Origin of the sequence: Occallatibacter sp. (assembly GCF_049510455.1) — a bacterium.
GTDB lineage: Bacteria > Acidobacteriota > Terriglobia > Terriglobales > Acidobacteriaceae > Telmatobacter.
Genome location: NZ_JBEKYX010000045.1, coordinates 14,463 through 37,432 on the forward strand (window position 1 = coordinate 14,463; position 22,970 = coordinate 37,432).

Here is a 22,970-nt window from a genome sequence, read left to right on the forward strand (position 1 = left end):
GCTTGTGCCTACGGCTAGGATTTCTTTTCGAGGATCAGGTCGATCAGATCGCCAACGTTTTTGAGATCCTGCAGTTCACCGAGACCAAACTTGACCTTGAAGTGACTCTGCACTGCTTCAATGAGCTCGATGTGCGAGAGCGAATCCCAGTTAGGTGTGGACAGGGCGCTGGAGGCACGCGTGACGATCAGATTTGGCTGTTCCAGGACTTCCTGAAAGATGGGTTGAAGCTGGTCGAGGATTCCCTCTGCGGACGGATCAGGCATGTGCATACTCCAGAACTTTAATGTGTAGGTTTCCTGGTGTGTAGCCCGCCAGGTCGAGCTTCCAGACGGTTGATCCTTCCGGGAAGTCCGGCGACGTTAACTCATGCGGCTCGAAGCCGAGCTTTGAGTAAAAGTCGGCGACCATTCCGTTCTTCTTGGTGGGAAAGTAGTAGCCGATGATCGCGGTGAGGCCGCGTTGAAGCGCGTGGGCCGCAACGGCGTCGAGCATGGCGACTTCCATATCCCGCTTGAGGACACGGCAGCTCATAAGCCAGAGATCCATGTGTAGCTGACCTTCGCGCTCCTGCCCGGCTACGACGGAGATGAGGCCGTTGTCGCCGAAGCGGTCAATGAGGCGGCCATAGAGGCCGACGCTTGACGGATCGGAGACCATGGCTTCCATCTCCGCCAGCGAGTAACGGCGGGTGGTGAGGTTGAACTGGTTTGTCTTGTTAGTGAGCTGCGCGATGCGCTCAAGATAGACGGGCTTGAAGACATCAATCTCGCCGACCATCTCAAGCGAGTCGAGGTACTCGCCGTAGTTGGCGAACTTTTTCTCGAAGGCGGCGCGGGTGGCGTTCTCCGCGTACAGCGCAGCGCGCTCCAAGTCTTCCTTGGAGAGGGAGATGGCTTCGAAGTAGCGTCCCTGTTCCAGAATATCCGCGTACTTTGTAACGTCGCTGCCGACCTCGGGAACTGCGACTTCCGGCATTTGCGCCTTTACCAGCGCGCGCTCGGCGGGATTGTCATCCACAAAGACGAAGCTGTCCGTGCCGAGGTTGAGTTCCCTGGCGATGGCCTGGATGTTCTCGTGCTTCGGCTCCCAGTTGGCTTTGAAGGCTGAGAAATGCTCCAGCTTGAGCACGGAGCTGGGATGCTGGAAGCCGGACTTCGCGACGTCTTCATTGTTCTTGGAGCAGACGGCGAGCAGGATGCCGCGATTGCGCAGCGAGAGGCAGTGTTCCTGAAATGCGGTGTAAGCCTCCGCCACTGGCGTCTCGCGGCCAATCTTGATGCGGTCCACACCGTCATCGCCGATGACGCCGCCCCAGAGGGTGTTGTCGAGATCGAGGATTAGCAGCTTACGGCTGCGACCGTAGAGGGCGAGAACCAGCGATTTGAGCGAACGCGCGACTTCAAGATGCGCGGCGGGGGTGAGCAGCAACTTGTAGCCGAAATAGCGGTCCCAGTTGAACCAGTTGCGGCCTCCGACTGTTGCCGCGAGGCTGTGCACGTCTTGCAGGATGACCTTGGGGCGGTTGAAAATCTCCTGGGCGAAGGCAAGGTTCAACTGCATCAGGAAGCGGGTATGGCCGCCGCGCGAAACGGCATCGAGATTGCCGAAGAGAGCATAAGGCGGAGTCTCGAAGTTGTTCTGGATAATCTGGCAGCCGAGATTGGTCTCAAGCGCCTCCCAGATCTGGCGGAAGCGGCTGAGCTCGGCTTCAATGGATGCGGCAAGCTGCTCCTCGGAGCTGTCGAGGGGAGGAAAATTGCGCACATTCCGGCACGAGGTATGGACGTAGGCGATATCCGGCTTAAAGGCTATGAGGGCGTCAGGATCGAGGACGGCGTCTTCATAGAAACGGCCAAACTCGGATTGATAAAAGACGGGGCGGAATCCAGCGGAAAGAAGCAGAATCTCTAAGAAATTTACGAGTTCGTCGGTGGTGGATCCGCCCAGAACTGCGATGCGCAGATCCTTCAATCCGGAGGCTGCTGCCAATTCTTTGCGGATGCTTCTACGGCGCTGGATTACCTCATCTACTGAGCAGGCGTCGAGATCCATCATAGGGCTAGTATTACACGAGCCTTAGTGCGGGAAGTTTAGAAACAGATTGCGGCCATCGCGAAGATGGCAGCGCTGTAGCAGAGGACAGTTGCTCCGCTGACTTATAACAAAGATTGCCGAAACCTCTAAACTGAGATCGCCGGATACTCAAATCGAAATCAAAATGGCCCAGGTTCAATCATCCGCCAGAGGTGTGTTTCGCGTTCGCTCCTACGCCTTATTTTGAGCCGTATCGATACAAAAAAATCGGCATAGCAGAAGCGATCCCGCGCTCTGCTATGCCGATTTGTTTTGTGGTGTCTTGCCGATTGGTTTCAGTCGTTACTGGACAACGGGGCCGGGGCCGAATCCGTGCCCTGGCCGCGTAACAGCTTGCAGCGTGTAGCCCTGTGGCGCCTGGAAGAGCGCGGCAGTGGGCTCGCCGGCCTGGAATGCCGTTGCGGTGCGTGTGCTGGAGCCGAAACGCGGATCGGTCTCAGTGCTCGCCAGGATGACGCCTTCCGCGGAGCGCCAGACTTCATGCGTTGAGGTAATGGGAGCATCGTTGCCCTGCCGCTCCGCGGGAATCACATGCGTGGTGCGTGTTCCCGTTGCGGCAACACCGGCGATGGTCTTTGAGCCCAGATCTTCGCGTTGCATATCGGGCTGTTGACGGGGAGTCTGCTCCGCGCCTTCCGCCGGCCGCATACGTGCAGCCGACCGAGCTTCCGCGGCGGCGGCGGAGACAGGGTGATGGAAGACCATTGCTGTCCTGGTCTCCGAACTCCAGGAGGTGTCTGTCTGGGCTACCGGATCATGAACGTGATACGACACGACTTCATGCGGCGTGTTGTTCTCACGCGTGGCCATTGTGCGGTGAACCTCTTCATAGGTTCTGCCATTTGAGTCGCGCGCAATCTTTGTAGTGGATGTATGGGTAATTGTGGTGCCGTTGGTCAGCGGCTGCACTGACTGCTCAGACCAGGTGACCGTATACGGCCCTTTCGCCTTTCCTGCGAAATGATCGCCCCGGTCAAAACCGTGAAAGAACCCCGGACCGCCGCCGGGTCCCTGAGCGAACAGGGTGGGCCCGGAAAGAACGATGGTGAGGCCGGCAAGGATGGACACAAACTGTGGTCTGCGCATAAAACCTCCAAAAGTAAGAAACGGTGAGCGAGGGAATGAAGTGCTCTAACACGATGGACGATTAGTTTGGCCGCGAGTTGAGGGAAGTCGCTATGGAAAGACGAGATTTTAATCGATACACGAGCTATTTGCCGGTCTTATGCTGGAGGAGCAAGTTAGACGTTTTTTGCGGAAAGATCCCAACCTGGCGCATAAGTTTTTTGATTTAAATGGATTATGTTGAGCGCGGCGGGAGCAGCGGAACGCTATTGCGCGCGCCTGCGCGTTGTGGCGAGCCCACCGGGCCACCAGTTCCAGTCGCCTGCAATCCGAAGCAGCGCGGGGCCGATCACGATTCGCACCAGCGTGGCGTCAATCAACACGGCTATGGCGAGCGTGAAGCCAATCATCTTGACTACCAGGAAGTTGCCGAAGGTGAATGCGGCGAAGACCACGATCATGATGGCGGCGGCGCTGGTGATGAGGCCGGCGGTTCTGGCTAAACCCTCCGGGATGGCGTCCTCTTCGCTCATGCCGCTGCGCCGCGCTTCGAGAACGCGCGCCACGAGGAAGACTTCGTAATCCATGCTGAGCCCGAAGACGATGGCGAAAGTGACGATGGGAACGAGGGGGAAGATGCTGCCGGTTCCACCGGGAACTCCGAGGAGGCTGCTTCCGTGTCCGTACTGGAAGACCAGCACCAAGGCTCCAAAGGAGGCCGCGACGGTGAGCAGGTTCAGCAAGATGGCCTTTACGGCCACAAAGAGCGAGCGGAAGCCGCACAAGAGCGCGAAGAGCGTTCCCACGACCACCAGCGCTGTTACCGGCGCAAAGTGATCTCCGATGATCGTCTGATAGTCGGCGTTGAGTGCTGGGATTCCACCAACGCGCAGCGTGGCGCCGGGCACGCCTGTGAGGGCTGCCGCGCCGGTCTTGCGAATCTCGCGCACCCAGTCAACCTGATTGCGCAGGGAGACTGAAGTTGCGGGCATGACCTCCAGCAGCGCTGCGTGTCCGTCACTGCTCAGAAACGATCGATGGGTTTCGCGCGAGAGGCCGCTGAGGTTGTCGCGGTTGCTCTCCGCAATGGTGGTGATGGAGATGACGCGGGCGCAGCGAGGGTCGGCGGCGAGCCGTTTGGAGATGCGATCGATGGCATTCCAGCCCGCATCGGTCTGAGTGATGGAATCCGTAGGAAGCTCGACAATCACGCGCAGGGATTGAACGACGCCGGCCCGGTCCATCTGTTCGAGAGTATGGAGCGCCTGGACGGATTCCGCTGTTTTTGGAAGCCAGTCTCCCGCGGGAACGCTGGTATCGAGCCGCGCGGCCTGCCATGCGAGCAGAAGCAAGGGAGTTCCTGCGATGACCAGGGCGAGCCAGGGATGGGCAACCACGACGGTTCCCCACTTCCGCCAGCGCTTTCCTACGCGTTCCATGCGCTGCGCATCGAGCTTTGGGGTAAAGGGCAAACGGCCTGCGTCAATTCGCGGGCCGAGCAGCGCCATGACTGCCGGAACGAGCGTGTTCGTCAGCAGCACGCTCATTCCCGCGACGAGGACTCCGGCGATGCCGATGGAACGGATTTCGCTGATGGGAACGGTCAGCAGGGCCAGAAACCCGATGGCAACTGTCGAGGCTGAAATCATGAGTGTGCGGCCGGCCTGACGAGCCGCCAGCACTGAGGCTTCCGGGCCGGGACATCCGTCGCAGATGGCGTCCCGAAAGCGGCTGACCATGAGGAGCGCGTAATCGATTCCCAGGCCGAGCCCAAGCATGGTGGCCAGATTCTGAACCAGAATGGACAGATGCCAGCGCTGCGCCATAAATCCGGCAATGGCGAGAGTGGTTGCGATGGCAAGTTCGCCGATGGCCAATGGAATGAGGGCGGCGCACAGGCTGCCGAAGGCCAGCAGCAAGAGTATGAGGGTGGCGGGAATGACCAGGATTTCGCCGTGCCGCACATCGTCGGCGCTTGCTTTGCGAATGTCGAAGTTGAGTGGAAGCTCACCCGACAGCTCAAGTTTGACGGCTGGATAAAGGCCGCGCAGCCGATTTTCGAGAGAGCCGGCGAGTTGTTGCAGTTTGGGAATGAGCGATTCTACGGGAGCGTCTGTGGACGCGAGGCCGATGAGGACGAAGGTTCCACCGCCTTTACCCAGGAAAACCGGATCGCGCAGATCGAGGTGAGAGACGACTCCCGAGACACCGGGCTGGTCGCGCAATGCGGCCACGATGGTGGTTAATGCCTGCTCGCCCTCCGGGGAATCCGCGGGGGGAAGTCCCTGGATGACCAGGACGACGCGGTCAACGAATGGCGAACGAAAACGAGTGGCCAGATTCTGTTGGACAATTTCCGCTTCACTGCCTTCAACACGGGTCGCCGTCTCCAAATGGCGCTCGGCGTGAAAGGAGAATGGAAGAAGCGCGAGGACGGCGACAAGGACTACCCCGGCCACCCAGAAGCGGCGCACATGCATGAGCCATGATGCCATATAAACCTGCTACATTGGTCCCGTTGGATAAGCTCATCCAGCTTAGGAGGACCAATTCTCAAACTCCCCTTGCTTGCGCTGTTTGTCCTTATTTTATCCGGAGCCGTCAATGCTCAGCAGGACCCCCGCATTGGCTCCTGGACGCTTGTCTCGGCGCAGTCCGCGCTGGACCCCGCCAACAAACTCTCTGTGAAATCCGACCATGGGGAAGTGCATGTGGTCATGTCGGGCGAAAGCCACTTTGATTTCACCGCGAAGGGGAACGGGCATGAATCGCCCGCGCCGGGCAACCTGGGGTTCAATCAGATTGAGCTGCACAGGATTGATAAGAAGCAGGTTGAGGTCAAAGAGAAAAAAGATGGCGCGCTGGTGGCGACGGTTCGCAACAAGCTCTCGGCGGATGGGAACGAGCTGACGATTACCACCTCAAGCACGGCGGCGGGCAAGGGTCCGGCCAATCAAATTACCGTGTGGACGCGCAGCGGCGGCGCAAAGGTAGCCAATGACCTGCTGGCCGGCGAGTGGACGCAGGACGAGAGCAAGACACGCATGCGGCAGGGGTTGGCGCTCAAGATTGAGGCGGATGGCGGGGGTGAGGTTCGCTTTTCAGGGGATTTCAGCTACTCGGCCCGCTTTGACGGCAAGCAGTACGACCTGAAGAACTCTCGCAACGATACTGTCACGCTGCAGCTTGTGGACGCTCACACGGTGGATGCGATGTACCGGCGCGACAATCAGATCACGCAGAAGGACAGGTGGGTGGTCTCCGGCGATGGGAAGCAGATGACGCTTACCACCACCGGAACTCTTGAGACCGGCCAGCGCGTGACCGAGAAGCTGCTGTTTCAGAAGCAGTAGCTAGTTGATTAAACATCCTTCAAGGCAAGGGGCTCGGCGGGCGATGCCGCGTGGCCTGGCTCGCGTTCCGCAACCGAGATAATTCCCTTGCGGTTCATGAATTTCAGGATGCCGCTGACCACATCTTCGAGCGGCGGGTCCGGTATGCCCCATTTGGAAGCATCGCGAGCCGTCTGATACTCGGAGTTGTCATACCGCTTGAACTCCATCGCGGTGATGTTGTCCACGGAGCCCACCAGGAAGTCCAGCAGCGGGAAGAGCAGGTCTTCCTTGCGGCATCTGCGGATGAGTTCAGGAACGAAATCGTCCACGCTGAAGATGTCGAATTGACGGCCTGTGGACTTGGTGATGAGGCCGGTAATGTCGAGCATGTTGGCGTAGTCGTCGCGCACGATGTGGTAGGTCTTGTTGCCGGTATTCGCTGTGTTTGAGATGGCAACGATGTTGTTGGCCACAATATCGGCAGGCGTGAAGCTGACCTGGTTCAAGGCATCGACTCCGATGCCGTGATTGATCATGAAGGCAACCAGACGCACAGCGATGTCGAAGTTGTTGCCTCCGCCGTGGATGGAGGGGCTGACCAGCGCGGGCCGGAAGATGCGAACCGGAAGTCCCTTGCCGCGGGCGTCTGCAACCACCTGTTCGGCTACCCATTTGGACTGGCTGTATCCGAAATCGAGCAGCTCCATGTCCTGGTTCATGTCCGTCTCATAGAGGACGCTCTTGACAGCCCAGCCAAAGACGAAGGTTGTGGAGACGTAATTGAATTCCTTGGTGCGCCGTTCAAACGCCAGCCGCAGGATCTCATTCGTTCCCTGAACGTTTGCGTCGCGCATGCGGTCGTAGTTGAAGAGGTAGTTGACCGTGGCGCCGTTGTGGAAGACGGTATCCATCTCGCTGGCGAGGAAATCCCAGACATCCTGCGCCAGGCCGAGGTTTGGCTGGCCGAGATCGCCGCAGATGGGAGTGACGCGCGCCTCAAAGGACTGCATCAGGCTTGCCGGACAAGTTCCCATCGACTCCATTGCCGCGCGCAGTCTCGACATGCCCTGCACTTCATCCGAGGCTCGGACAAGCACGTAGATTCTGGCACGCGTCTGCTCAAGCAGGCTCTTGATAAGGAACGGTCCGATGAAGCCGGTTCCGCCGGTGAGCAGAACATGACTCATGGCCGGTATTACGGGGACGGGCGAAAGAGCCGGAGGCGTGAAAACGAGCTTTGTGTCGTTGCTCATCATCTGCTTTTCCGCTGCGCGCTGCTCGTCACGGAAGACTGCGAGGGACTGGCGCAACTGAACCAGCGCCTCTTCCGGAGCGCTCTCCAGGTGCTCGGCCAGTTGGAAGAGCTCGGCAACGCTGACGCGCTGAATGACGCCGATGTCCACCTGACGGGCGAGCATCTCCGCGCCCTTGTCCTTGAGGAGTTCCTTGAGCTCGTGCATGAAGACGACGAGATCGAGGGAGTCGAGGCCAGCTTCGACCAAGTTGTAGGATTCCTGACCGGTCAGGTTGTAACGGGCCTTCAGCACGCCGAAAGACGACTGGGTGGCGGAATCGGATGCGGATGCGCCGGCATCCTTCTCCCGCGAATAATCGGTGAGAACGGTGAACTGCCCATCCAGCCACATTTGCCGGGTTTTCTGGCGCATGATCTTGCCGGAGCTGGTTCTGGGGATGGCGCGGGGCGCGATGAAGGAGATCAACGCGACTTCCACGTTGAGATAATTGCGGACCGCCGCGGCAATCTTGCGCGCGTCGGGAAGCACTTTGGGGTTTTTCACTTCAGCCACAATGGCCAGCGCGGGCTCACTGTCTTCATGAATCTGGAAGGCGGCGACGCAGTTGCCACGGATGAGGCTGGAGGCGCGCTCGACAACGTTCTCGATGTCCTGCGGGTAATAGTTCTGCCCGCGGAGGATGATCATGTCCTTGATGCGACCGCAGACGAAGAGCTCGCCGTCATGCATGAATCCCATGTCGCCGGTGCGCAGGTAGCCGTCGTCGTAGGGGCTGTCGTCCACAAGGCGGGCGCGAAACTGCTTCAGCGTCAGCTCCGGATTGTTCCAGTAGCCCATGCACTTGCCGCTTCCGGAAAGCCAGATTTCGCCGACATGGCCGGGCGCGAGCGCATTGTGCTGTTCCGGATCGACAATCTTGACGTCAAGACTCTCGATCGGAGTTCCACAACTGACAATCTGTGTGGAGGCATCGATTTCCGAGACCTCAGTGGTCATGCGCGCCTTGCCCAGGGCAAGCGCACGCTTGTTGACGGATACGATGGTGCGGCCGCCGAGCGAGACTGCCAGAGTGTTCTCGGCAAGCCCGTAGGCGGCGTAGAAGCTCTCCGACTTGAGTCCGTAGGGCTGGAATGCTTCCAGGAACCGTGTAAACGTGTCCGGCTTGACGGGTTCCGCGGCGCACATCAACACCCGCAGCGAGCTCAGATCGCAGCCTTCCATGCTCTCCTTGGAGAGCCGTCCGGCGCGCAGGCAATAGTCATACGCGAAGTTGGGAGCTGCGGTTGCGGTGGCGCGATAGGTCTGGATCGCGTCGAACCACAGGATCGGGCGCTGAATGAAGTCCGTGGGAGAAAAGCCGTAGGTCGTGCCGCCTCTCAGCGCGGGATAGAGGTAGCAGCCGATCAGTCCCATATCGTGATACTGGGGAAGCCAGGAAACGACCACTGGCGAGGTGTGATCGATGACAAGCGGGCAGGTTTCGAGAATGTTCTGGTGCGTCACCATGACACCCTTGGGCTCCATCGTGGATCCCGAGGTGTACTGAAGAAACAGAATCTTCGACTTGGCGTGGCCGTTGCCGTTCAAGTGACCGTTCGAAGCGCCATTTGAGTAGCCGTTCGAGACGGCATGAGAGGCGCCGTTCGAAGCGCCGTTCATACTGCCATGCGACGCGCCGTTGAGGCCGTTGTGCGAAGCGCCATTCGAAGCGCCATTCAACGAGCCGTTCAAATGCACGTCTGGAACTGTGTCCACGAAGTCTTCCGTGACGATCCACGGCAGGCTGGAAATGTAGTCAACGTCAACGCCTGAGGCCGCGACTCCGCTCCGGGCGAGATTGGTCTTCAGGGATGCGTGGTAGTCCCTGCTGGTCAAAATCGCCGCTGCCTGGCAGTCCTTGGCGATGTGTACCATTTTGTACAAGGCGCTCTGAAAGCCGCGGGAACTGGGTGGATAGACGGGGACGGGAATGAGGCCGGCCCGCACGCAGCCAAAAAACGCGCAGATCATTTCGAGGCCCGCCGGATAGGCGAGCAGGACCCGGTCTTCAGGCGCAAAACGATGCTGCTTCTTCAGATGTCCGGCAATAGCCTTCGTCCGCTGGAGAAACTGGGCGTAGGTATAGCCTTCGATTTGAGTGCCATTCAGGTCGATATATGAGTAAAGGAGTTTATGTGGGTGCTCATCCCCCAACCTGTCCAGTTGGTCCAAGATCGACGCCATATTTGTTCAGCAATACCCCCGCGGTTGAATGGAAAAACTAAATGTCTCGTTGCCCCGAATCTCGTTGTTCCGGTGGTTCCGGGGACAGGAAATGCGGACAGGGCTCGGAGTGAGGAAATGGAGCGCAGGGCGAGGCGCAAAGATAGCGCGCCCAGGAGTCGCTCGATCCAGTGTCCTTATGGTAGCAGAGCCGTGAAGCAATGCGACTTATGTTAGCAGAGCAATGGAAATAAATGGCAGCCTAATTTCGGAAGCGAAGCATCTAATAGACCCCACTTTGCGCCATTGACAGGGTTTACTTGATTCACGGCGAATCTTCACGCTAGTATCAGCAGTAGACGCTGATGGCGGTGGGCATCATACCTGCCGCAGGACCAGCCCGCCGATGCTACGGGCCCCGCATTCCGCGGATTCAGATGCGCCGGATCGACTCAACAGGATTGGCGGAGGCGCCGGTAATGTCTGAAACCGAAGCAGTAATTACTCTCAAGCCGGAAATTGACGATCTTGTACCGTCCGAGCTGTTGATTCGGCAGGCTGCGGCCTCGTCGAAACTGGCCGGGGGCGAGCCGGAAGGTGGAGCTTCTTTTACTCCCAGTTCCTTCCCCAAAGTCCTGCGTAGCCGTCTCGACAGTTTTTTTGCCGACCAGAACCTCTCGCCCAAAGCCAACCACGCGATGTGGGTCAAGATTGGCGCGGGTCTGGCGGTGCTGGTGGGCAGTTGGGTTGCTCTTTACGCGCTCAGGCCCGGTGCGTGGCTGTTTGTCGCCCTCTACGTTCTGGGTGGATTGGCGCAGACTTTTCTTTTGTTGAACATTGCGCACGACAGCAACCACAACGCAATCTCGTCCGCGCCGTCGGTCAACAAGACGCTGAATTATGTCTTCGATCTCTGCGGAATCAGCTCGTATATGTGGCGCATTCTGCATCATCGCGGCCACCACTCGTGCGTAAATGTACACGGCGAAGACGATGCGCTGACCGGACGCGGCATTCTGCGGTTTACGCCGCATGAACCGCGCAAGCCGTTGCAGCGATTCCAGCACATCTATGCGCTGTTTCTGTACGCGATATTCTCGCTCGATTATGTTTTTGTGCGGGACTTTGAGTGCTTCTTCTTTCCGACTCACGACTATCTGAGGCGCACGAAACATCCTGCGCGGGAATACGTAATCCTCTTTGTCAGTAAGGCCTTCTACGTCACGTATATGCTCATTTTGCCGGTGCTGGTGCTGGGCAAATCGCCGCTGCTGGTGGCCGGTGCGTTTGTGCTTGTCCATTTGATCATTGGCTTGAGCGTGGCGCTGGTTTTTCAAACGACGCATACCATCGACAGCACATACTTCCCCGCGGGCCGCGGGGAGTTTGAGAACGGCGTTTACCACATCTTCGCCACGACGGCTGATTACGCGACGGAGAGTCCGCTCGTAAGCTGGCTCACCGGCGGGCTCAATCATCACATCGTGCATCATTTGTGCCCTTTTGTATGCCATACGCACTATGCGCCGCTGACCCGGATTGTGAAGCAGACGGCGGAAGAGTTTGGCATTCCCTACCGGCAGCATCCCACGATGACCCGCGCAATCCGGCATCATCTGATACTTTTGAAGCAACTGGGAAACCAAGACTCATTTGAATAGTTGACTGTTTTCCTGGGACTACCCGACCGCTTCCGGCAGACGAAATGGGACTCTTGACGGTTCGATGCAAGCGTCCTGACACGTACCCGGACAGCGAGGAGTAACGTTGCCGTCGATACCCGCAGTTTCCCGATTTCGCTCCTTTGCCGATTCGCCTGCCATGGCCCGCAATCCCGTGGAGGTTCTGTCGAAGTACACCGCACTGCTCGGCGACACATTCCGCTTTTATCTGGGTGGTTTGAAAGAAGTCATCATCACCACCAACCCAACCGTTATTCAGCACGTGCTGAAGACGAATGCGGAGAACTACCAGAAATCTGAAATTCAAGTGAAGCGGATGGGCCACTTCCTGGGCAAAGGTCTGCTGACAACGCATGGAGAACCCTGGCGCACGCAGCGGCGGCTGATCCAGACGGGCTTTGCTCCCAAGCAACTGGAGGCCCTGTCTGTCATCATGCAGGACTCGCTCACTGAGTCGATCGAGGATTTTGACAGGGAGATCCAAGACGGTCCTGTCGATATCTATCCCCACCTGATGAAGATGACCTTCGCTATGGTTGCGCGTTCGCTCTTTGGCGCCAAGCTGAAGGACAAAGACATTCACCTGGTCAGCGACACGATCTGCACGGTGCAGGAATTTATTGTTCGGCAGACACTCCAGCCTTATCTGAATCCGTGGTTCGCCGCATCCGGTGAACTGCGCCGGCACGAAGAGATGCGAGCCAGCGCGGACAGCGTCTTGATGGCCTACATCAAGCAGCGACGCGGCCAGGAGCCGGGCCACGATCTGCTGCAGACACTGATGGATGCTCGTTATTCCGATGGCGAAGGCATGAGCGATGAGCTGGTGCTGAGCGAGAGCATGCAGTTGTTGGTGGCCGGGCATGAAACGTCATCGAATGGCCTGTCGTGGCTTCTGTATCTGTTAAGCTCGCGTCCCGATTGTCTCGAACGAGTTCGCCAGGAATTTGATTCGATATGTGGCAACGAGCCTCTGAGCCAGGCGCACGTATCCCGGTTTGAATTCACCACGCAGGTCATCCAGGAGAGCCTGCGCCTGTACCCGCCGTTCTGGATGGTGGACCGCGAGGCGGTTGAAGATGACCGCGTGGGTGAGATTGGTATACCCAAAGGCTCGACGGTCATTGTCTATGTCTATGGAGCGCATCATGCTCCGCGGCATTGGGAGAGTCCGGAGAGTTTCAACCCGCAGCGTTTTACCAAAGCGAACGACAAGCTGCGCGCGCCCTTTACGTACCTGCCTTTTGGGGGCGGACCGCGGGTCTGCATCGGTAATCAATATGCGATGCTGCAGATCCTGATGATTCTGAGCGCTGTGCTCCGTAAATATGATTTCGAGCTGGTTCCGGGGCAGACGATCGAAGAGCGCGCAATGGTGATCCTGCGGCCGAAGCACGGAATCCGCATGAGCTTTACCAAGGCTGCCGCGCGTGAAGTGCTCCCGCAAAGAAAACTGCATTCGGCGGAGCACGCAACCGGCTGCCCGGTGGCACACGGCTAAGGCAGCGCTTCTTCCGCTTCGCATCGTTCGCGAAAATTCTCTTAAAAATTCAGCGCGGTCACGCATAACAGATATTCCCCTTGCACTTCTACATGAAGTCTCGTACACTTTTGTCGAAGCGGAAGGGGAACAACTTGACCGGAAGAATCGAGCTGCCACAGGGCACGCTGGACCTGCTGATTTTGCGCACGCTGTTGCCGGGAGCGCAGCATGGGTGGGCTGTCTCCGAGCGCGTACAGCAGGTTTCGAGCGAAGTGCTGAGCATTCAGCAGGGGTCGCTGTACCCGGCGCTGCATCGGCTGGAGCGGCGCGGATGGATCAAGGCGAAGTGGGGGACTTCCGAGAACAATCGCAAGGCAAAGTTTTATGAACTTACGCGTAGCGGCAAGCGGCAACTAGAGCTGGAGACGGAAACGTGGCGGAAGCTGACGCTGGCAGTCGAGCAGGTTCTGGAAGGAGCGTGAGTCTGCGATGCTGAACGATTTGCGTTATCGCGTGCGAGCGCTCTTTCTGCGCAGGGCTGTGGAAGATGAGCTTGAAGAGGAGCTTCGCTTTCACTTTGACGCGGAAGCGGAGAAGCACATGCGCGCGGGCATGACGCTGGAAGAAGCGAAGCGCCGCGCGCGGATGGCATTTGGCGGGCATGAACAGATAAAGGAAGATTGCCGCGAGGCACGGGGGACGAGCGTGATTGAGACGACGATGGAAGATGTGAAATATGCGTTGCGGCAGCTTGTTGCGAATCCTACTTTTTCGCTGGTGATGGTTCTGACGCTGGCGCTTAGCATTGGGGCGAACAGCGCGATCTTCAGCGTGATCAACGGCGTGCTGCTCAAGAAGCTTCCATATCCGAACGCGGAGCGGATTACGCGTATTTTTCTTTCCAGCGCGGACTTTCCCAAGTTTCCGCTGAACCCTTTTGATTTTCTTGATTTTCGCGCACGCAACCGTTCGTTTGAATCCATGGCAGCTTTTACGCGTGGCGATGTGCAGCTTTCCAGTGGTAGCGAGCCTGTTCATCTCGATGGGTTCTATGTCACGTCGGGATATTTTCGTGTGCTGGGGTTGCAGCCGCAACTCGGGCGAGAGTTTGATTTCAATGCGGAGATTCCAGGCAATGGATTGCAGGTAATTCTGAGCAACCGCCTGTGGCGAACGCAGTTCGGCGCGGATCCGAATATCGTTGGCCGCAAGATTACGCTCAATACGCAGCCGTACATCGTGGTTGGCGTCATGCCTGCTGGCACGGAACATCCGGGGAACAACTATCATGCCGTGGCGTATGGGGACAGCGTGGATGTGTGGCGGCCGTTCCCGTTTGAGGGCAGCTCCAACAATCGCGGCTCGCATTATATGGAAGGCATTGGCAGGCTGAAGGCTGGTGTGAGCGTGGAGCAGGCGCGTGCCGAGATGAATGCCATGATGGCGCAGCTTGCACGCGAGCATCCGGGCAACGATAGCGGCTGGACGATGCTGGTTGTTCCGCTGTACTCGGAGATTGTGGGCGCGCGGCAGCGGATGTTGTTTGTGCTGCTTGGCGCGGTGGGCATGGTGCTGTTGATTGCATGCGCCAACACCGCGAATCTGCTGCTGGCGCGGGCTTCAGCACGTCAGCGCGAGATTGCTGTGCGGCTTGCAATGGGCGCGCCGCGGTTGCGTGTGGTGCGGCAGCTTCTTACGGAAAGCCTCATCCTTTCGCTGACAGGCGGAGTGCTTGGACTGCTGCTTGCGTTTGGCGGAGTGCGCGCGCTGGTTACATTGCTTCCCACGGATTTTCCGCGGGCGCATGACATTCATGTGAGCTGGCCGGTGCTTGTGTTTACGCTGCTCATCAGCCTTTTGACCGGAATTTTGTTTGGCCTTGCTCCGGCTATGCAGGCCTCGCACACGGACCCGAAGCAGGGATTGCAAGGCAGCAGAACTACGACCGCCAGCCGGCATCAAAATCGGCTGCGGAGCACGCTGGTGATTGCCGAGGTAAGCATGGCCTGTGTGCTGCTGGTGGGCGCGGGGCTGATGTTGCGCACATTTCTTAACCTTGTGCATCTTGATCCCGGTTTTCATGAAGAGAATGTGCTGACGGCGAGTCTTTCTCTGCCGCATGTGCAATACCGAACCGATGATCAGACAGCGCAGTTCTATGACAACCTCACGAACAGTTTGAATGCGCTGCCCGGAGTAGAAAGTGCCGGAGCCGGGAGCGATTTGCCATGGACAGGGTACGACGAAAATACGGGATTCGGTATTGAAGGTAAGAAAGCCATCCCGCCCGACTACTTTCATGCGCGCTATCACATGGCTACGCCGGGCTATTTTAGCGCGATGGAGATTCCGCTACTGGAAGGACGCTTTTTTACCGAAGCCGACAGAAAGGGAGCTCGTAACGTAATCATCGTCAATCGTGCGCTGGCGCAACGCTATTGGCCTGGTGAAAACGTCATTGGAAAGCGCATCACAGGTGAAGATGAGCCAAAGAAAGATTCAGACTGGATGACGATTGTGGGCGTTGTTGGCGATGTGAAGGACCAGCCGAACAGCACGGGAGCGGAACCCGCCTTGTGGTGGTCGGAGTTTCAGGTAGCGCAGCCGGATATGTCGGTTGTGATTCGTACGCGCTCCGATGCAAGGCAGGCTGCGGATGGCCTTCGCGCGGCGGTACATAAGCTGGACCCGGCACTGGCCGTGGCCGATGTGAAGCTGATGAACCAGGTTGCGGATGCGTCCATCTCCGCGCCGCGATTCACTTTTGTGATGGTAAGTCTGTTTGCGGGGCTGGCGATTGTGCTGGCTGGAATTGGGACGTATGGCGTGATTGCCTACACCGTGGCGCAGCGCACGCAAGAGTTCGGCTTGCGCGTGGCACTGGGCGCACAGCACGGAGATTTGCTGCGCATGGTGCTGATGCAGAGCGCGCGACTGGTGGTGCCGGGAATGATTGTGGGGCTGGCGCTGGCTTTAAGCATGGGGCGCGTGATGCAGGCGCTGCTCTATGGAGTGAGCGCCGCGGACCCGCTCATTCTTGCGAGCGTGGCCTTTGTAGTGCTGGTGGTGGCGTTGATAGCGTCTTACGTTCCGGCGCGGCGCGCGGCGAATGCAGATCCTATGATTGCTTTGCGGTCGGAATAAACGGCGCTATCCAGAATTGATTTGGATTTACTCGCTGCTTTTTACTTCAAAAGGAACGGTAAGCTTGGCATGAACGATGATGTCGAGATGATTGCCGCCGTTCGCCAAATTGCCCGTCAGGTGGAGACAAGCGTGGAGACTGTGCAGCGTGAACTTGCCGTTTCCCAGAGTTAGGGGCACTGACATACGCGCATTATCTCTTACGAAAGTAACCTTGCAATCTGCACGATAGTGCTATATTATTGGCACCGTCGATGTTTCATTTCACGACAGTCGGCAGGCCTTCCGCCTTCCTCCAAGCTTGCAATAAATTCGTAGATCGATCACGGGACAGGTGTGAGCCAACGATGACGCAGCTCGCTCGAAATGCCCCTTAAGTTGCTCATCTACCGGGCGTAATTTTATTTGCGCCTGTCTCAATTCAGTGTTGTTTTAGCAAACGATCAGTCCTAGTGTGCGTTTTCTGTTGAATGGACTCCCTCTCCCAATTTCGTTTGTTCCTCGGTGCACCTGCAGCGCCGCGTAGCGACCGAAAGTTTGCGCCCTCCCGTGCTCTACGGCTATTCACTCGTTCTCGCCGCCCTTCTCCGTTCACTCCCCTTCTTGCGCTGACCGATCCTGTTCGACGCTCCATCCACATTTTTATGCAACCGCGATGAGGGATGCTTCGAATGGCGTCCTCTGCCAATTTGCGCTATACGATCAACCCATTTGCAGCAATTCGATATCGAGGGTTCGAGGTTACGATGCAACCAGATCATTCCGCTTTTACGAGTGCAGGACGCTTCCGCGGCTGGTTGCCGCTCTTTACTCTGCCGGCGCGCGGGCAGATGCAGACCGTCTCGATCATCAACACCTTTGCGGGGAACGGGAATCCTGGTTTTTCCGGCGATGACGGACAGGCCATCGATGCGTCGCTCAGTTTTCCACGCGCGCCCGGTTTTGACAGCGCAGGCAATTTATATATCTCCGATTACAACAATAACCGCGTGCGAAAGATAGCGCCGAACGGGATCATCACAACCGTCGCCGGCAACGGTACACGAGCCTCGGCTGGCGATGGAGGACTGGCGACCAGCGCCGAGTTGAATCAGCCATCCGGAACCGCCGTCGATAGCGCCGGAAACATCTACATTGCCGAAACCGGCGCACAGCAAATTCGCAGGGTTGATGCGGTGACGGGCATTATCACGACCGTTGCTGGAACGGACGTTGCCGGCTACTCGGGCGATAACGGGATGGCAACTGCCGCCATGCTGAGCAACCCACAGAACCCGAATTTCGACAGCGCCGGCAATCTCTACTTCGCCGATTATGGCAATAACCGAATCCGCAAGATCACAATTTCGACCGGCATCATTACTACTGTTGCGGGCAACGGAACGGCGGCCACAGCAGGGAATAGCGGATCGGCAACCGCTGCATCCTTGAATGGTCCCGTAAGCGTGGTGTTCGATGTGGCGGGCAATATGTACATCTCCGAGCGGAATGGAAATGTGATTCGCAGGGTTGCTGCCGCTGGCGGTATTATCTCCACCTTTGCCGGAAACGGAACAGCCGGTTTTTCCGGGGACGGCGGCCCGGCAACCAGTGCGGAGTTCAACCAGACTTACGGGATCGCATTCGATGCGGCCGGAGATGTCTTTATCTCCGATGTGCTTAACCAACGCATTCGCATGGTGAATATCACGACCGGCATCGTCACGACGGTCGCCGGCAATGGCGCCGTGGGATTTTTCGGAGACGGCGGAGCGGCGACAAGCGCGGAGTTCGACCAGCCTATCGAGCTGACCACAAGCAGCGCAGGTCAGCTCTTTGTGGCGGATGCGCTGAATAACCGCATCCGTGAATTCACGCTCTCGAATTTGAATTTCCCAACGACAAACGTTGGTTCAAGCAGTCCTACACGAACCATCCAGCTTGAAACCTCCGTCGCGGAGACGATCAACAGCATTACGGTTCCAAAGTCAGAGGGCGGCAGCCAGGAATACAGCCTCGGTCCGATTACCGGCTGCACGGTTGGCGCAAGCAACCCAGTCGATACGGTCTGCAATATCCCCATCACGTTCTCGCCGGCGTATCCTGGCTCGCGCTGGGTGCCGCTTGAAGTGGTGACCAGCACCGGCAATATCAACTTCGGGCTGACCGGCATTGGCACGGGGCCGCTCGCAGTGCTGAGACCCGGCGTGATTTCGACTGCCGCTGGAACTGGAACTCAAGGCTATGCGGGGGATGGCGGTCAGGCGACCGGTGCCGAATTCAACGGATTGGAATCTGTGACTCCCGATTTTGGGGGCAACTTGTATATCGCAGATAGCGCCAACCAGCGTATCCGCGAAGTGGCCGTCGCGACGGGGGTTATCACTACGGTAGCGGGCAACGGAACCGCCGGCTACTCGGGCGATGGAAGTGCGGCAACAAGTGCCTCCATCAATGTCCCCGAGGATACTGCACTCGATAGCGCGCAGAATCTCTACATCGCCGATAAAGCCAACAATCGGGTTCGCATGGTCTCCGGGGCCACCGGAATCATCACGACGGTTGCCGGTAACGGAGCCGCAGCCTACTCCGGCGATAACGGTCTGGCGACCGGCGCCAGCTTAAATCAGCCCGCAGGCACGGCGGTTGACGCCGCGGGCAACTTGTATATCGCAGATAGCTCCAATCAGCGTATCCGCGAAGTGGCCGCCGGGACGGGCATCATCACTACGATAGCCGGCAACGGAACCGCCGGAGATTCAGGCGATGGCGGTCCGGCAATCAGCGCTGAGCTGCAAAATCCCACCGGGATGGTTTTTGACAGCGCTGGCAATCTCTATTTTGCGGATGAAGGCAACCAGCGCGTACGGGAACTAAGCACGACTGGAGTCATCACAACCTATGCCGGCGACGGAACCGCCGGTTATTCAGGCGATGGCGGTCCAGCCATCGACGCCGAGTTGAATGGTCCTACCCGTCTCGCCATCGACAGTGCGAATAACCTCTACATCGCGGATTCCCATAACAACCGCGTTCGGAAAGTGGATGCGCAGACCGGGTTGATTGCAACAGTGGTGGGGAATGGAACGCAGGGTTCCACTGGCGATGGCGGAACAGCGATCAATGCGGAACTGAGTGGCCCGGTTGGCATTGGTTTCGATGGCGCCGGCAATCTCTTCACCGCGGAAAACACGGGAAATCGTGTTCGAAAGATCGATGAGAGTCAGTCGATATTGAATTATGCAACGATTACGGCGGTGGGAACGTCCGATTCGGCGGACAACCCGCAGACCGCCGTCCTCTCGAATATCGGCAATGCGAGCCTGACGATTCCACCGCCGCCGAGCGGCAATAACCCCAACGTATCTGCAGGCTTCATTCTCGATTCGGCTTCGACGTGTCCGCAGCTTGGCGTATCGAGCAGCTCACAAACGCTTGCTTCGGGCGCCGATTGCACGATCGCCATCGATTTCGCACCCATCAGTGCTGGAGCGATAACCGGAACGGCGGTGCCAACGGATACCTCCTTGAATGCTGCCGCAGCTATGCAGACGATCCATCTGAACGGAACCGGAGCTGCGATAAGCACAAGCACAACCGTTGCGGGATCGCCGAATCCCTCGGTTTATCTGCAATCCGTCGTCTTCACGGCGACGGTTGCTTCTGCAACAGGAACGACTGTGCCAACCGGCACCATACAGTTCACGGTCGATGGAGCTTTGGCAGGCGGCCCTGTAACGTTGACCAATGGGACGGCGGCTTATGCGACCAGCGCACTCGCGGTGGGCAGCCATAGCTTGGCGGCAACTTACACGCCAGCAACAGGTGATGGCTTTGCCGGGAGTGATGGATCAACAAGCCAGACGGTAATCAAGGCGACGCTCGGTCAGAACGGCCTGGCGAATATTACGCTGGCTTCTTCACCGAACCCGTCGAACTACCAGCAGGCAGTGACCTTCACCGCTACTGTGCCGAGCGGAGTGACAGGCACGGTACAGTTCGTCGAGGGAACCACGGTGCTGGGAACCGCCGCGATCAGCGGCACGACAGCCATCCTCTCCATCAACACGCTGGCAGTCGGCACCGATCCGGTGACGGCAGTCTACAGCGGGGACGCGAACTTCAACCCGGCAACATCGGCTGTAGACAATCAGGTTGTGATCAACAACCTGGACTTCACGCTGACGCTCACCTCAGCCGGAACTCAAACGGTGATTCCCGGCAGTGCGGCCTCCTACGCAGTACAGGTTGCGCCTGCTAACTCGATCTATCCGGGAACAGTGACGTTCTCCGCGACAGGGCTGCCAACGGGCGCAACCATCGCTTTTTCGCCGAATACAGTTGCTGCAAACGGAGGTACTGTGCCAATCGGCGTAAGCGTACAGACCGCGTCACAGAACCAGGCGATAAACCATCGGCGTGAAGAAGCCGCTCCGTTGGCGCTGGCGCTGCTCGTGTTTCCGCTTGCGTTCTTCCGGAGGATTCGCCGGTGCGGGATTCGCGCCCTTCTGCTTCTGTTTGTCCTGCTGGGAGGATTGGCGGCGACGGCAGGTCTGAGTGGATGCGGAGGTTACAACGGCAACGGCTTCTTCGGCCAGAGTCCACAAAACTACACCATCACGATCACCGCGACCAGCGGATCGATCCAACATTCGGTCAGCGTCATGTTGAACGTGCAGTAAACACAGAGGATATAAGAATGAATCTACACCCTCGATGGATTTTCGGGTTCGCTGCGGTGCTGGCGCTGACCGGGTGCTTGAGAGCGCAACAATCCGCTACGACGGATGCGCCGGGTAACCGTGAAGCTGACCTCGCCATTACATACACTGAGCAGTACAGCAATCTTGTCTCCACGCCGACGTTCTGGCATGAAGGCGGCGGAGTTGAGTTATCAGCGCCGATCTATCACGGCTTGGGCATGGCTGAGAGTGTTACCGGAACCGCAACCTCAAACGCCGCAAACAGTGGTGTCGGTCTGACCCTGCTCACCGTCAATCTTGGTCCACGGTACACCTTCCGCCCTCATCTGGGACATCAGCGGAATCGTAGTGTGGCGATCTTCGGGCAAGCACTGGGTGGACTCGCATTGGGATTCAATAGCTATTTCCCGTCGCCATCGGGCGTTCAAACGAATTACGCTTCCTTCGACCTTCAACTGGGCGGCGGAGTGGATCTCGTATTGTCGCGCCGCTTCGGACTGCGTCTCTTCCAGGGAGATTGGGTCCGTACGGATTTTCCCAATGGCACGACAAATGTGCAGAACAGCCTGCGCCTATCCGCCGGAGTCGTCCTTCGGATTCCGCAACGCCACTGAGCGGATACGCCGCTCCCCTGCGTTCGACCTTTCATTTGGCTAAGCTCCGAACATCGAGCGTCCGGCAAATCCTCTTGCCTTCGAGACGGCACTCCACGATAAGGAGAGCCGCAAATGCGGTAGCTCCGGCCCTCGTAGCTCCGGCCCTCTTGGAGTGCTTGCAGGTTTTAAGTGGCGACGAAAAAGGGTAAGAATGATCCGAGCGTAAAACGACCTGCACACTCAGTACGCACGCCATTTTCGGTTTGGCTTCAAGCATATGATTCTAAAATACATGTAGTTGGTGGAGGCGGCGGGAGTCGAACCCGAAAATTCGACGTTTTTCCTGTAACTTGCAGATTCTAAAGGTCTCTAAAATAGCTAAAATGGCTCAAAAGGCATATCGGCGGTACAAATTTGCCACAGGGATTTTCACTCTGCCGGTGGTTCCGTAGTTTCTGATGGCGGCTTCTCGGCATCTTCAGGAGCCTCACTCTTCGGCTTCTCTTTATTGTACGACTCGACGGTAACCTCCAACTGCGGGACACCCTTCAGGTCCATGGGTAGCTCTCCACCGAAAAGATAGGAAACGGTGACGGGGAATTGGAAGTCGCGCGGAAACTTCTCCTTGAAGTCGCCTGGCGCGAACTCTAGCCAAACATTTGCCGCGAACTCGAAATACTGATTGAGCCGCGTCGTCATTTCGACATCTTCTTGCGGCGTGTGCCCGCTGATCGTCGGTAGGAAGTGATGAAGGAAACGATGGTCCGTACTCCACTTACTGCCGATAATGGCAGGCTGCTGGTGCCCCATGTTGCGGTAGTCCTTGATCTCCTGACGTATCGGCAACGCCTCCAATTCATTCGGCCGCTTTTCATAACTCCAAAAGTACCGCTCTTCCGGGTATTCCTTTTTGCCCCGGGTGATCGCCGTTCGCAGCGCCTGCCGAAAACGTGATTTGCGAAATGCCGGAAGAGAGCAACCTATCTGGGAAGTGCCTCGGACGCGAGCCGCATCTAATTCCCGGCCAGATGATTGGTTTTCTTGAGAGCATCCCGTATCTGAACGGGGTCGATATTCTCTGCACAAAGGCCCGATAACACCTCAAGGAAAGCGGGAAAGAAGGCAATTGAAATCTGCGGAATCATTCAGTGCATGTTCATACTCGTCAATACTTCCTATGAATGCGGGACTATTGGTCGCTAACTCGACTCCGCGCTCTCTCAGTTGAGTACAGATAGTTCGAGTCATGCTGTGTTCAAAGCCATTCTTGTCGCGCGTAAGATCAGCGACCAATGTTCTCGGGTGTCCTGGAGTCTTGTCCTGCATGCCGTGATTTCCGTCCGCTGGTGACGCAAAAGCGAGAATAGTATCCACGCAACAGTGGGCTGAAATCGGGAATCGCCGCAAAAATACGCAATAAACCACTTA

14 protein-coding genes are annotated in these 22,970 nt (G+C 57.7%); 7 read left to right on the plus strand and 7 right to left on the minus strand.

From position 1 onward, the window contains the following. Positions 1–14: 14 nt before the first annotated feature. The 4 genes from ABSG47_RS09930 to ABSG47_RS09945 form a co-directional block, all read right to left on the minus strand. A complete protein-coding gene (locus ABSG47_RS09930) occupies positions 15–266 on the minus strand; it encodes an acyl carrier protein (RefSeq protein ID WP_424169372.1) in 252 nt (83 codons plus the stop codon). Then, the gene (locus tag ABSG47_RS09935) at positions 259–2,058 is read right to left on the minus strand and encodes an HAD-IIIC family phosphatase (RefSeq protein ID WP_424169374.1); all 1,800 of its coding nucleotides are present in this window, start codon (positions 2,056–2,058) and stop codon (positions 259–261) included. Before ABSG47_RS09935 ends, ABSG47_RS09930 begins: the two co-directional genes overlap by 8 nt. Before the next feature lie 321 nt (positions 2,059–2,379). Further along, positions 2,380–3,183, minus strand: a complete 804-nt coding sequence (locus ABSG47_RS09940) for a hypothetical protein (protein WP_424169376.1) — start codon at positions 3,181–3,183, stop codon at positions 2,380–2,382. Positions 3,184–3,428: 245 nt separating this feature from the next. After that, complete coding sequence (locus tag ABSG47_RS09945; protein WP_424169378.1) at positions 3,429–5,657, minus strand: MMPL family transporter; 2,229 nt, start codon at positions 5,655–5,657, stop codon at positions 3,429–3,431. 69 nt (positions 5,658–5,726) lie between these two features. Here ABSG47_RS09945 and ABSG47_RS09950 point away from each other — a divergent pair, with 69 nt between their 5' ends. Next, positions 5,727–6,515 carry a hypothetical protein gene (locus ABSG47_RS09950; RefSeq protein ID WP_424169380.1) on the plus strand — a complete coding sequence of 263 codons (789 nt, stop codon included), beginning with the start codon at positions 5,727–5,729 and terminating at the stop codon, positions 6,513–6,515. An 8-nt stretch (positions 6,516–6,523) separates the two neighbouring features. Here ABSG47_RS09950 and ABSG47_RS09955 read toward each other — a convergent pair whose 3' ends face one another. Then, complete coding sequence (locus ABSG47_RS09955) at positions 6,524–9,976, minus strand: thioester reductase domain-containing protein (RefSeq protein WP_424169382.1); 3,453 nt, start codon at positions 9,974–9,976, stop codon at positions 6,524–6,526. A 458-nt stretch (positions 9,977–10,434) separates the two neighbouring features. On the opposite strand from ABSG47_RS09955, the gene ABSG47_RS09960 reads away from it, so the two are divergent. From ABSG47_RS09960 to ABSG47_RS09975, 4 genes are all read left to right on the plus strand, one after another. Beyond that, entirely contained in the window at positions 10,435–11,616 is a 1,182-nt protein-coding gene (locus ABSG47_RS09960) for a fatty acid desaturase family protein (RefSeq protein WP_424169384.1), read from the plus strand. 106 nt (positions 11,617–11,722) lie between these two features. Then, a complete protein-coding gene (locus ABSG47_RS09965) occupies positions 11,723–13,138 on the plus strand; it encodes a cytochrome P450 (RefSeq protein ID WP_424169386.1) in 1,416 nt (471 codons plus the stop codon). Between the two features lie 92 nt (positions 13,139–13,230). Further along, complete coding sequence (locus ABSG47_RS09970; RefSeq protein WP_424169388.1) at positions 13,231–13,602, plus strand: PadR family transcriptional regulator; 372 nt, start codon at positions 13,231–13,233, stop codon at positions 13,600–13,602. Between the two features lie 7 nt (positions 13,603–13,609). Then, the gene (locus tag ABSG47_RS09975) at positions 13,610–16,264 is read left to right on the plus strand and encodes an ABC transporter permease (protein WP_424169390.1); all 2,655 of its coding nucleotides are present in this window, start codon (positions 13,610–13,612) and stop codon (positions 16,262–16,264) included. Positions 16,265–16,291: 27 nt separating this feature from the next. Here ABSG47_RS09975 and ABSG47_RS09980 read toward each other — a convergent pair whose 3' ends face one another. Continuing rightward, on the minus strand, positions 16,292–16,450 hold the full coding sequence (locus ABSG47_RS09980) for a hypothetical protein (RefSeq protein WP_424169392.1): 159 nt from the start codon (positions 16,448–16,450) through the stop codon (positions 16,292–16,294). Positions 16,451–17,010: 560 nt separating this feature from the next. Here ABSG47_RS09980 and ABSG47_RS09985 point away from each other — a divergent pair. Together ABSG47_RS09985 and ABSG47_RS09990 are read left to right on the plus strand one after the other, a co-directional pair. Next, positions 17,011–20,925, plus strand: a complete 3,915-nt coding sequence (locus tag ABSG47_RS09985; protein WP_424169394.1) for an NHL domain-containing protein — start codon at positions 17,011–17,013, stop codon at positions 20,923–20,925. Positions 20,926–20,942: 17 nt separating this feature from the next. Beyond that, a complete protein-coding gene (locus tag ABSG47_RS09990) occupies positions 20,943–21,560 on the plus strand; it encodes a hypothetical protein (protein ID WP_424169396.1) in 618 nt (205 codons plus the stop codon). Between the two features lie 411 nt (positions 21,561–21,971). Here the strand turns inward: ABSG47_RS09990 and ABSG47_RS09995 are convergent, their stop codons facing one another. After that, positions 21,972–22,388 (minus strand): hypothetical protein, encoded by a 417-nt coding sequence (locus ABSG47_RS09995; protein ID WP_424169397.1) that lies wholly within the window; start codon positions 22,386–22,388, stop codon positions 21,972–21,974. Positions 22,389–22,970 lie beyond the last annotated feature (582 nt).

What these genes read in the sequence shown, in the direction of transcription:
- ABSG47_RS09970 (WP_424169388.1), top strand. Translation starts at nt 13,231, where the DNA reads ATGAAGTCTCGTACACTTTTGTCGAAGCGGAAGGGGAACAACTTGACC.
- ABSG47_RS09980 (WP_424169392.1), bottom strand. Translation starts at nt 16,450, where the DNA reads ATGTCAGTGCCCCTAACTCTGGGAAACGGCAAGTTCACGCTGCACAGT.
- ABSG47_RS09990 (WP_424169396.1), top strand. Translation starts at nt 20,943, where the DNA reads ATGAATCTACACCCTCGATGGATTTTCGGGTTCGCTGCGGTGCTGGCG.
- ABSG47_RS09930 (WP_424169372.1), bottom strand. Translation starts at nt 266, where the DNA reads ATGCCTGATCCGTCCGCAGAGGGAATCCTCGACCAGCTTCAACCCATC.
- ABSG47_RS09940 (WP_424169376.1), bottom strand. Translation starts at nt 3,183, where the DNA reads ATGCGCAGACCACAGTTTGTGTCCATCCTTGCCGGCCTCACCATCGTT.
- ABSG47_RS09945 (WP_424169378.1), bottom strand. Translation starts at nt 5,657, where the DNA reads ATGGCATCATGGCTCATGCATGTGCGCCGCTTCTGGGTGGCCGGGGTA.
- ABSG47_RS09935 (WP_424169374.1), bottom strand. Translation starts at nt 2,058, where the DNA reads ATGATGGATCTCGACGCCTGCTCAGTAGATGAGGTAATCCAGCGCCGT.
- ABSG47_RS09985 (WP_424169394.1), top strand. Translation starts at nt 17,011, where the DNA reads ATGCAACCAGATCATTCCGCTTTTACGAGTGCAGGACGCTTCCGCGGC.
- ABSG47_RS09975 (WP_424169390.1), top strand. Translation starts at nt 13,610, where the DNA reads ATGCTGAACGATTTGCGTTATCGCGTGCGAGCGCTCTTTCTGCGCAGG.
- ABSG47_RS09955 (WP_424169382.1), bottom strand. Translation starts at nt 9,976, where the DNA reads ATGGCGTCGATCTTGGACCAACTGGACAGGTTGGGGGATGAGCACCCA.
- ABSG47_RS09960 (WP_424169384.1), top strand. Translation starts at nt 10,435, where the DNA reads ATGTCTGAAACCGAAGCAGTAATTACTCTCAAGCCGGAAATTGACGAT.